General features: G+C 70.1%; 8 protein-coding genes. 4 read left to right on the top strand and 4 right to left on the bottom strand.

Translation table 11 applies throughout. The features are described 5' to 3' along the window. Window positions 1-98 precede the first annotated feature (98 nt). The 4 genes from AC1HC7_RS07240 to AC1HC7_RS07225 are packed head-to-tail and all read left to right on the top strand — an operon-like array spanning window position 99 to window position 3,470. The gene (locus AC1HC7_RS07240; protein WP_479496477.1) at window positions 99-950 is read left to right on the top strand and encodes a branched-chain amino acid ABC transporter permease; all 852 of its coding nucleotides are present in this window, start codon (window positions 99-101) and stop codon (window positions 948-950) included. Window position 951: 1 nt separating this feature from the next. Then, a complete protein-coding gene (locus tag AC1HC7_RS07235) occupies window positions 952-2,028 on the top strand; it encodes a branched-chain amino acid ABC transporter permease (RefSeq protein ID WP_479498859.1) in 1,077 nt (358 codons plus the stop codon). After that, window positions 2,025-2,753 carry an ABC transporter ATP-binding protein gene (locus AC1HC7_RS07230; protein ID WP_479496475.1) on the top strand — a complete coding sequence of 243 codons (729 nt, stop codon included), beginning with the start codon at window positions 2,025-2,027 and terminating at the stop codon, window positions 2,751-2,753. The genes AC1HC7_RS07235 and AC1HC7_RS07230 overlap by 4 nt, the downstream gene beginning before the upstream one ends. Before the next feature lie 12 nt (window positions 2,754-2,765). Continuing rightward, on the top strand, window positions 2,766-3,470 hold the full coding sequence (locus tag AC1HC7_RS07225) for an ABC transporter ATP-binding protein (RefSeq protein WP_479496474.1): 705 nt from the start codon (window positions 2,766-2,768) through the stop codon (window positions 3,468-3,470). 27 nt (window positions 3,471-3,497) lie between these two features. Here AC1HC7_RS07225 and AC1HC7_RS07220 read toward each other — a convergent pair whose 3' ends face one another. The 4 genes from AC1HC7_RS07220 to AC1HC7_RS07205 all read right to left on the bottom strand — a co-directional run. Beyond that, on the bottom strand, window positions 3,498-5,507 hold the full coding sequence (locus tag AC1HC7_RS07220; RefSeq protein ID WP_479496473.1) for a preprotein translocase subunit SecA: 2,010 nt from the start codon (window positions 5,505-5,507) through the stop codon (window positions 3,498-3,500). Next, window positions 5,500-7,650, bottom strand: coding sequence for a peptidase M50 (locus tag AC1HC7_RS07215; RefSeq protein WP_479496472.1), 2,151 nt, complete (start codon window positions 7,648-7,650; stop codon window positions 5,500-5,502). Before AC1HC7_RS07215 ends, AC1HC7_RS07220 begins: the two co-directional genes overlap by 8 nt. A gap of 3 nt (window positions 7,651-7,653) precedes the next feature. After that, window positions 7,654-9,696 (bottom strand): efflux RND transporter periplasmic adaptor subunit, encoded by a 2,043-nt coding sequence (locus tag AC1HC7_RS07210; RefSeq protein WP_479496471.1) that lies wholly within the window; start codon window positions 9,694-9,696, stop codon window positions 7,654-7,656. Window positions 9,697-9,762: 66 nt separating this feature from the next. Further along, window positions 9,763-10,925: hypothetical protein (locus AC1HC7_RS07205; RefSeq protein ID WP_479498858.1), on the bottom strand; the 1,163-nt coding region annotated here is incomplete at its 5' end.

The following is a 10,925-nucleotide window of genomic DNA, read 5'->3' as shown; positions in this document are numbered from 1 at the left end:
GGGCGCGCGCCGCGCCGCGCCGCGCCGCCGGACCTGACGGCGACGGCGCGCGCCGCCTTGCGGACGCCGCCCACCCCCACAGACGGGAAAACCAATCGATGACCCAAATCCTTATCCAGGGTCTGCTGCTGAGCGGGCTCTACGCGCTCATCGCCATCGGATTCACGCTGATCTTCAGCGTCGGGCGGGTGATGAACCTCGCCTACGGCGCCTATCTGATGCTGGGCGGCTACGCCTATTTCTGGCTGGTGCAGGTGATGGGCTATCCCAAGCTCGCCGGCATCGTCTTCGCGGTCGCCGTCGGGGCGCTGGCCGGGGTGCTGAAATACCTGTTCATCGTCAAGCCGCTGAAAGGCGACGCGGTGGCGGTGGAGATCTCGACGCTGATCCTCGCCGTGGTGCTGCAGGCGGGGGTGGTGCTGGTGTTCGACGACAGCTCCAAGATCCTGCAGCCGATCGTGTCCGGGGTCTGGCGCGTCGGCGGCGCGACGGTGACCTTCAACATCCTCACCGCGACGCTGGCAAGCTGGGCGATCCTGCTGGGGCTGTTCCTGTTCGTGCGCAAGACCCATATGGGCCGGGCGATGATGGCGGTGTCCATGGACATGAAGGGGGCGGCGATCTCGGGCATCAATCCGGGGCGGATCAACATGATCACCTGGGCGATCTCGGGCGCGCTGGGCGCGGTCGCCGGGGTGTTCTTCGCCAGCTACACCCAGCTCAACCCGTCGATGTGGGTGGCGCCGCTGATCATCGCCGTGGCGGTGGTGATCGTCGGCGGCATCGGGTCGATCGTCGGCACGCTGATCGTCGCCCACATCATCGGCTTCATGGAGATCATCACCACCACGCTGATCGCCGCCGAACTGCGCGGCGTGTTCACCATGCTGCTGATCATCGTCGTGCTGGTGGTGACCCCCAAGGGCCTGTTCGGGCGGGAGGAGCTTTGACATGAGCGCCGACACCCCGACCCCGCCCCCCGCGCGCCCCGACGCCGAACCCGTCGTCGGACTTGCCGACGCCGAACCCGTCGTCGGACTTGCCGACGCCGAACATGTCGTCGGGCGCCGGGCGCCGCTGATCTCCGGGCGCGAGATCCTGCTCTGGGCGCTGTTTCTCGGCGGCATGCTGCTGCTGCCGCAGCTGGTGTCCAAGGGCACGCTGCGCACGGTGATCATGGCCAACTACCTCGCCATCTTCGCGATGAGCTGGGACGTGCTGTCCGGGCGCACCGGCTATATCAGCTTCGGGCACCCGTTCCTGATCGGCATCGGCGCCTACACCACGGCGATCCTGTCCTATCGCTTCGGCGTGCCGGTGCAGTATTCGATCCCGCTGGCGGTGCTGGCGACGATGGTCGGCGGCACGCTGTTCTTCCTGCCGGCGCTGCGCATCAAGGGCACCTATTTCGCGCTGGTCACGCTGGCCTTCATGGAACTGATGTATCAGCTGGTGCAGGTGATCCGCCCGGATCTCACCGGCGGCACCCGGGGCATGTCCGGGGTGCAGACCCTGACCCGCGGCGCGGTCAACAACTACTACCTGTCCGCGGGGCTGATGTTCGTCATCGCCGTGGCGCTGTGGGCCATGCTGAAGACCCGGATCGGCACGGCGCTCAACGCCATCGGCATGAACGAGGAATCGGTGCGCGGCAGCGGTCTCAACACCACCGCGCTGAAGCTGTTCGCCTTCATGGTCGGGGCCTGCGTCGCGGGCATCGGCGGGGCGTTCTACGTGCATTATCTCGGTTCGATCGCGCCGCGCGGGCTGTTTGACATCAACTTCCTGTTCACCATCATCGTCGCGGCGCTGATCGGCGGATCCTCCACCATCATCGGGCCGATGATCGGGGCGTTCTTCCTTACGTTCCTGCTGGAATCCCTGCGCCCGGTGCTGCCCGGCGCCGAACGTTATTTCATCTATGGCGGCATCGCGCTGGCGCTCTACATGTATCAGCCAAAGGGGTTCTACGAGATCATCCGCATCGGGGTCGAAAAGCTGAAGGCGCGCGGGGGGGCGGGATCATGACCCGGATCCTGGAACTGGAGCGCCTGGTCAAGCGCTTCGGCGGGCTCATCGCCACCAACGACCTGTCGCTGCATGTGGAGGAGGGCGAATCCCTCGGCCTCATCGGCCCCAACGGCGCCGGCAAGACCACCATATTCAGCCTGATCATGGGCGAGCACCGGGCCAATTCCGGCGCCATCCGCCTGCGCGGCGAAGACATCAGCCGCCTGCCCACCCATGAACGCATCAAACGCGGCATCTCGCGCACCTATCAGGTGCCCCGCCCCTTCGCCGACATGGATGTGGGCGAGAACATCGAGGTGGGGCTGATGCCCGACAGCGTCTGGGGCATGCTCACCACCCGCGCAGATCCGGCCGAGGCGCTGGCCCTGTCGCGCAGCGTCGGGCTGCCGGACGAGGATTTCCATCGCCACCCGTCGGAACTGTCCATGGGCGACCTGCGCAAGCTGGAACTGGCGCGCACGCTGGCCACCGGCCCGTCGATCATGCTGCTCGACGAGGTGTTCGCCGGGCTCACGGTGGGCGAGATCGCGCAGATCTCCGGGTTGCTGGCGGAAAAGCGGCAGGAGGGCATGACCTTCGTCATCGTCAGCCATGACCTGCGCTCGCTGGAACCGCTGGTGGACCGCGCGGTGGCGATGACCGTGGGGTCGGTGATCGCCGAGGGCGCCTATGCGGATGTGATGAACAACGACGCCGTCCGCGCGGCCTATCTGGGACATTGAGGGGGCCGCGCCATGGCATTGCTTGAAATCGACCGCCTCAACGCCTTCTACGGCATGGCGCAATCGCTGCACGACGTGTCGTTCACGGTCGACGAGGGCGAGATCGTCGGGGTGATCGGCTCGAACGGCGCCGGGAAATCCACGCTGCTGGATTCGGTCATGGGCATGACCCGCACCACCGGGCTGATCAGCCTCGACGACAAGGTGCTCAACAAGCGTTCGGCGGCCGAGGTGGTGACGCTCGGCGTCGGCTACGCGCCCGAGCGCGCGCATCTGTTCCCGTTCATGAGCGTGCGCGACAATCTCATCGTCGGCGCCTACACCGCGCGCGACGACATCGCGCGCAATCTCGACCTGGTGCACGGGCTGTTCCCGATTCTCGACGAACGCATGGATCAGGAGACCGGCACGCTCAGCGGCGGCGAGCGTCAGATGGTGTCGCTGGGCCGGGCGCTGATGACCAGCCCGCGCCTGCTGATGGTGGACGAGCCGACCATCGGGCTGGCGCCAAAGGTCTGCGACGAAATCGCCGCGGCGCTGCTGAAGCTCAACCGCGAGACCGGGCTCACCATCCTGATCACCGAGCAGAACGTGAATTTCGCCATGACGCTGGCCAGCCACCTGCATGTGCTGGAGACCGGGCATCTGCGCATGAGCGGCACGGTGGAGGACCTGAAATCGGACCCGGAGCTGAACCGCGCCTATTTCGGCCAGTAGCGTGCGGCGCGGCGCGGCGGCCAACAGCTATTCGGTCTGGCCGGCGAAGGCCATGCGGCGTTCCTGATCCAGATCGGCCTTGGATTGGGCCAGCCGCGTCACCCGTCCGGCGCGCTCGGCCTTGAACTGGCTGACCCGGCGCAACGCCCCCAGCCCCAGCCGCGCGCCGCGCGCCCCGGTCAGGCGCCGGACCAGCGCGGTGAGCCGCGGGGCGAAGCGTTCGAACAATTCGTCCTCCAGCGACACGATCGCCTCGAACGACCCCGGATCCCCCTGCCGCCCGGCGCGCCCGATCAACTGGCGGTCGATGCGCGAGCTTTCGTGGTATTCGGTGAGGATCACATGCAGCCCGCCGGCGGCGCGGGCCGCGTCCTCCAGCCCGATATCGGTGCCGCGCCCGGCCATGTTGGTGGCCACCGTGATGCGCCCGACGCCGCCGGCGCGGGCGATGATCTCGGCCTCGATCTCGTGGTTGCGGGCGTTCAGCACGTCATGGGGCAGGCCCATCTTCGTCAGGCGGCGCGACAGTTCCTCCGACGCCTCGACCGAACGCGCGCCGATCAGCACCGGGCGGCCCTCGGCGGCCACCGCGCGCACCCGCGCCGCCACCGCCGCCCAGCGCTGGTCGGATCGCGCCAACGCCACCGCGCCCAGATCGCGGCGCCGGATCGGGCGGTGGGTCGGCACCGGCGCGGTGCGCAGGTCGAATTCGGCCCAGACCTCGCCGGCGATCTCCATGCCGGTGCCGGTCATCCCCGACAGGCGGCGGTAGCGGCGGAAATAGCGCTGGAAGGTGATTTTCGCGATCGGCGCCTTGCGCGGGGTCGGGGCCAGCCCCTCCTTGATCTCGATGAGCTGGTGCAGCCCGGCCTCCCAACTGCGATCCGGCATGGGGCGGCCGGTGAATTCGTCGACGATGTGCACCGCGTCCTCGACCACCATGTAATGGCGGTCGCGGTGGAACATGTGCAGCGCGCACAGCGCCTGGCGCACCATTTCCTCGCGCGCGCGGGGCACGCGCCACAGCCCGGGCCGCCCCTTGGCCAGATCGGCCAGCCGCCGCTGGCCCTGGGGTTTCAGCTGCAGGTCCTTGTGATCCAGCCGGATCGAGAAATGCAGGTTCTCGCGCAATTGCGCGGCCACCTGCAGCGAATCCTCGAGGCGCTGGATCTCCTCGGGCGGGGCCGGGCGTTCGGCGGAGATGATCAGCGGCGTGCCGGCCTCGTCGATCAGCACGCTGTCGGCCTCGTCGATGATGCAGAAATGCAGGCCCCGCAGCAGCAGCCCCGCCGGCTGGCCGCTGGCCGCGCCGGTGGTCAGCAGCCGATGGGTCAGCGCGCGCGCCAGTCCCCGCCTGCGCCCGACTTCGAGCCGGTCGCGCAGGTAGTCGAAGGTCACCTCCTTGTTGTCCGCATGCACGATGTCGCGGGCGTAGATGTCGGCGCGCTCGGAGTCCTCCTGCCCGTTGATCACCACGCCCGAGGACAGCCCCAGCGCGCGATAGACCGGCGCATTCGCCTGTTCGTCGCGTTCGGCCAGATAGCCGTTCACCGTCACCACATGCACCGGCACCCCGGCCAGCCCGGCGGTGGCGGCGGCCAGCAGCGCGGTCAGGGTCTTGCCCTCGCCGGTGGCCATTTCCAGCATCGAGCCCTGCAGCAGCAGCCGCGCGCCATGGATCTGCACCGGGCGATGCGCCATCCCCAGTTCCCGGCGCGACACCTCGCGCACGATCGCGAAGGCCTCGGTGATCAGGTCCTCGCGAAAGCCGCGCGACAGCAGCGCCACGCGGGATTTCTCGGTCAGCGCCAGGATCTCGGCCATGGGCCGTTCGGCGAGCTGCCGGGAGCGCGCGATCACCCGGTCGGTGAAGCGTCGATCCGACAGGCGGCGCGGCCTGGCCCATGACGCCAGCGTGCCGATGGCCGCCGCCAGGCGCCGGTCGATCCAGTTGGTTTTCCACTCCGCGCGTTCGGGATAGGGCGCGACGGCGAGCGGGTCGCCCGCCGCGGCCCAGAATTTCGGCGCGCTAGGCATCAAAGCGCGACAGGAACAATTGGCGCAGCCGGCGATAGACGATGCGCGCGATCGGTTCCGGCCGGTGTTCGAATTTCACCAGCACCCGCCCGCCGAACCCGTCCAGCGCCGCCTCGGGCGGGGCGGCGATCTCGATCTGGAACACCCGGGCCAGCGTGGTCACGCCGTCGGGGTCGCGCGGGTCGGTGGCGGTGTCCCCGCCCGCCGACAGCGCCAGCGCCGGCGAGGGCAGGGTGGATATGCCGGCGGGCACCTCGCGCAGCACCTTTGATTGATAACTGGTCCAGACGTCGCCGGGCAGGATCAGCCGCACCCCTGCAAGGCGCTCGCGCACCAGGTCGATGTCCCACTGGCTGACCACGGCGCGGATGGTGGCGGCGCGCGCCGGCAGGACATGGCCGATGATCTCGCCCTCCTGCAGATAGCGCCCCAGCAGGTCGCCCTCGGGCGCCGCCGGTTCGAACAGCCCCGCCACCGGCGCCCGCACCTGGCGCTTCGCGGATTTTTCCAGCGCCGAGGCGAGGCGGGCCTCCGCGTCCTCCAGTTCAAGCGCGGTGATGGCGGCGAGCACCGGGTCGGCGACGCGTTCCTGCGCGTGCTTGAGCCGCAATTCCGCCGCCCGCGCCTGCAGCGCGCGCAGCTGCGCTGCGAAGGCCGGCTCCTCCAGCACCGCGATCAGATCGCCCGCCGCGACGCGCGTGCGGGCCGCGACCAGGGTCTGGGCCACGAAGCCGTTGGCCCCGGCGCGCAGGATCGCGGTTTCGGGCGTCCACAGCACGCCCTGCGCGTTGGTGGCCAGCGGCGCCGGGATCAGCCCCGCGCCAAGCAGCGCCGCCCCGAGAAATCCGAAGGTGATCCCCACCGCGCGCCCGCGTTCGCGCCGCAGCCTTGGGCTGGAGATCACGTGCCACAGCGATTTCGCCGCCGGCTTGACCAGGCTCAGCGTCAGCGACCACAGCGCCAGGACGACCCCGACCACGAAGAACTTGCTCGCCACCATCAGGGCAATGGTGACGCTGAGAAAGATCCGGTAGACGAAGGCCGCCGGGGCGTAGATCAGGAACATGATCCGCTCGGCCCGGGTGGCGGCGAAATCGCGCATGCCATGGGCGCCGAACGCGTAGCGGTCCATCAGATGGCCCCAGTATCTGGTCGCCCGCCCGGCCAGGTTGGGCATCTCGATCAGGTCCGCGAACACGTAATAGCCGTCGAATTTCAGCAGCGGGTTGCCGTTGACCATCAGCGTCGAAAACCCCGAGATCACCATGGCGTTGAAGGCCAGCGCCCGGGGGAAGCCGGGTTCGAGCCGTTCCCAGGCGAACATGGCGACCGAGGCGATGGCCAGTTCCACCATGATCCCCGCCGCCGCCACCCCCGCGCGCCGCCATTTGGAGCGGAACGCGTTGGAGCCCGAGGCGTCCACATAGGGCACCGGGAAGAACACCAGGAACATGACGCCCATTTCCCGCACCTCGGCGCCATAGGCCTTGGCGACGTAGCCATGGCCCAGTTCGTGCAGGGCTTTGACCGCCGGGTAGACCAGAAGCATGATCAGCATGTTGTCGGCGCTCAGCACCCGATCGGAGAAATTTTCCGTCAGCGGCCCCCATTCGCGCAGCGCCGTCATCCCCGCCGGGATCAGCAGCGCCAGCCACAGGATCAGCCCCAGCGGCCCGACCAGCGGGCGCACGAAAGGGATGGTGCGATCGAGGAAGGCGTTGGGATCCCAGAGCGGGATGCGAAACGACATGGGGCTCATGAGGTTCTGCTTGGCCAGCTTGCCGGCCTGCTTCTTGTGGCGTTCCAGCAATTCCATGGTGTCGGGGGATCCGTCGGAGCGCAGCAGGTCGCCGCCATGCAGCTGGCCCAGCAGCTGGATCACGTCATCCTGGCTTGGCGCGTCGTCGCCGAGGATGCGCGCGGTTTCCTGCCAGATCTCGTCGACGGTCGCCTTGCCGTCCATGCGCCCGACCAGGTGATAGGCGGCGAGGCTGACCCGGTGGCTCTTGCCGCTGGCGAGGTCCTCGAGCACATACCAGGCGATGCCGCGATAGCGGTGGCGATGCACCCGCACCTGACTGCGCAGCGAGACCCGGAGGTTTTCCACCCGGTACCATGCGTCGGAGAAAAACCGTTCGGACATGGCTCAGGGGGTCCATTTCCAGACGAAGACCCGCAGCCAGTCGATCATGGGGCGGGTCCAGATCCAGATATAGGGGCGGGGCTCGACGTCGATCTTGGCCACGCCCTCCATCCCGGGGCGGATCGCCGGGGCGGCCTCGGCAAGCGCGGCCTCGACCCGGAAGGCGTTGCGCCCGTCGGCGACGGCCGCGACCGAAGTGACGCGGGTGACGCTGAGCGGCAGCGCCGCGTCGGCGCGACCGGCGAGCAGCAATTCGCCGCTCTGGCCGGGCTTGACGTAGCGCAGATCGCCCTCGCTGACCTGGATGACCACGCGATAATCTTGCAGCGGCGCGATTTCGAACAGCACGTCGCCCATGGACACCGGCGAGCCGAGCTTCTGGGACAGGTCCCCGGCGATCACCACGCCGTCGATGGGCGCCTCGATGCGGGTGCGCGCCAGCTTGGCCTGCGCCAGGTCGAGCTGCGCGCGCGCCTGTTCGATCTGCGCGGCCAGCAGCGCCACCTCGGATCGGTCGAGCCCGGCCATGGCGGCGCGCTGCTGCTGACGCAGCTGGGCGTATTCGGATTTCCAGCGCTGCAGGTCCAGCTTCAGGTCGCGATCGTCGAGTTCGGCCAGCGTGTCGCCCTGCTTGACGATGTCTCCGGCGCGGGCCTGCGCCTGTTTCAGGAACCCGTCGAAGGGCGCGGCGGCGGCGCGCTGCACCGCGCCTTCGAGCACCGCGTCGGCGGAAACGCGGAAATCCCCGTCCACGAAAGCGATGAAGGCCAGCCCGGCGATCCCCAGCACGGCGGCGATCTTCAGGCTGGGTTTCCGGTGGCCGACCAGCGCCTTCACCGCATCGCCGATCCAGTCGGCGATGCGCCCGGACACCCAGCGCCGCTGGCGCCGCTTGAGGATCAGCGCCGGGCCGATCATCGCCGCCAGCGTCTCGCCCAGCGCCAGCACTTCGGGGGACCATGGCGCATCGTCGCGCTTTTCCAGCGCCAGCGCGCCGCAGGGCCCGTCCTGGTCGATCATCACGAAGCTTGCCACCGCGCCCATGTCGGCGGCGCGGGCATAGGCGCGATGGGCGACGGCGATGCGCTTGCCCGCGGCCTCGCCTTGCTGCGGCCAGGCGATGACGCAGCCCTGATCCAGCGCCTCGCCCATGGCGTTTTCCAGTTCGCCGATCAGCTTGGCGCGGCGCTGGAACCAGGCGGCGCGGGAAATGGCCAGCAATTCGATGCGGGCGTTGGCGCCGCGGCCCCGGGTCAGGCCGATGGCGGCGTTGGCGACCCCGAGCGTGGTCTGCAATTCGTTGACGATGGCCATGGCGGCGGCGTCGTGGCGCACATGTTCGTTGGACAGCGCCAGCAGGTCCAGCGCGGTCTCGGCGCGGCTGACGAAGGTGCGCGCGTCCAGCGCCGCCAGCCCGGCGAGATGCGCCGCCAGCCAGCCCGAGCCCCAGTGCAGCCGGCGCCACGCGCCGCGCATGGCGCGCGCGCCGGCGGCGTCGAGCCGCAGGGTGACGACGATCTCCACGCGGCGTTCGCGCAGCACCGGGAAGGCCAGCAGGGCGCCGGGGCGCGCCGCGCTGGTCCCGCCGCCCGTGGACTCGTCGCCATTCTTTTCGCCGCCATTCTTTTCGCCGCCCGTCGGTGGGGCGCCGTCGGCGGGTTCGCCGTCGCGCTGCAGATGCGCGGCGCCGCTTCGCGCGGCGATCTCGGCGGCCTCCTGCATCGGCGTCAGGTCGAAATCCGGGGCGGGCCAGACAGCGGCGGGCACGAAGCCGCCCTCGTCGGGGCGGATGAAAAGCGCCGCCTGCGTGGCCCCGGCGATCATCCGGCATTGCAGGGCGAGCCAGGCGGCGAGAAACCCGGCCGCGTCCTTGGCTTCGGACAGCGCCGCCCAGGCGCGGGGATCGGCGAACACGTCGTCGCCCGCGCCGCCCGTCGGGATCCGGGGCCGCGCCTGCTGCGCGCCGGTCCGCGCCGCTTCAGCCCGCATGCGCGTCTGCGCCTCGGCGTCCGGCGGGCGGGCGCCGGTATGGGAGCTGTCATCCATGCGCCGCATTCTGGCCCTCGCCCCGGCGATGTCAAACGCCCGCAGGCGTCTGGCATCGCCGAAAGCTCAGTCCAGACGCCGTCCGAACAGCCCGAAGCGCCGCTTCTCGGGGCGTTTGCGGCCCGCCTGCGCATGGGCCAGCGCCGCCCAGCCCAGCAGCGCGCCGGCGCCGGCCTGTTCGGCATCGACCGCGAACGCGTCGGGCGCCGGTTCGGCCGCGGTCTCCCAGGACAGCAGTTCGATGTCAAAGCGCGCCGCCCCCGCGGCCCCGTCGCGGGCCAGCGCCCGCAGCATCACCGCGTCGTAGCGGCCCTCGCCCACCGGCGCGTCGGCGCGCAGCGTCACCGTGGCGCTGGCGAGGCCGTCATCGCCGGTCTCGCCCGGTTCGAACCAGATATCGGCGAGCTCGGGCAGGCCGGGGCCGCGTTCGGCGCCGGTGATGCTGAGACTGGCCGCGTCGTAGGAGATGCGGAAGGTCGCGCCCCGCATGTCGCCCTTGCTGATCAGCGTCAGCGGCAGCAGCGCCCCGGCGTCGGCGTCGGCGTCGGCGGTTCCGGGACCGGATCCGGCGGCGGGCGCGGCGGGCAGGCGGGCGCGCACCCCGCCATAGGCGCCGAGGCTCACGCCGTCATCGCCAGGCCCGCCGACCCGCAGCCCCAGGAACGCGCCGTCCAGCATGTTGAGATGCAGCTTCGCGCCCTCGGGCGGGCGCAGCACGAAGCGCGCCGCGCCCGCGTCGCCGCCCTTGAGCGCGACGCCGCCGTCGAACTTGCCTTCGCCGCGCCCGGTGAGCAGGTCGCTCACATCCGTGCCCTCGCCCAGCTCGATGACGCTTTCGTCGCCAAAGCCGCTGGCGGCGACCGTATCGCCCTCGACCGAGAGCCGCGCGATGTCGCCCCCCGGCAGGTTGACGTCGAAATAGATCGCCCGCAGGTCGGCCCCCGCCGGGGCGCCCTGATCCAGGGTCACGTTGAAGACCAGATTGCCGTCGAGATCCGAAGTGACCACCGCCCGCGCGCCGATGCCGGAGGCGGAATCCTCGAAACGGGCGGTCACGGCGCGCGCGCCGCCGCCGCCATGGGGGCCGCCAAGCCGGGTCGGCGAGGCGAACTGGTTGAGCGTGCCGAACACGTTGCCCGCGCCGCCCAGGATGGCGTCGGCGCCGGCGCGCGGCGTCGAGATCGCGCCGCCGCGCGCCGTCGGGTCGGCGCCGAGCGCCGCGATGCCCA

Source organism: Oceanicella sp. (genome assembly GCF_056449545.1).
The sequence above is the reverse complement of the archived record's forward strand: the minus strand, read 5'-3'. Positions and strand labels throughout refer to the sequence as shown.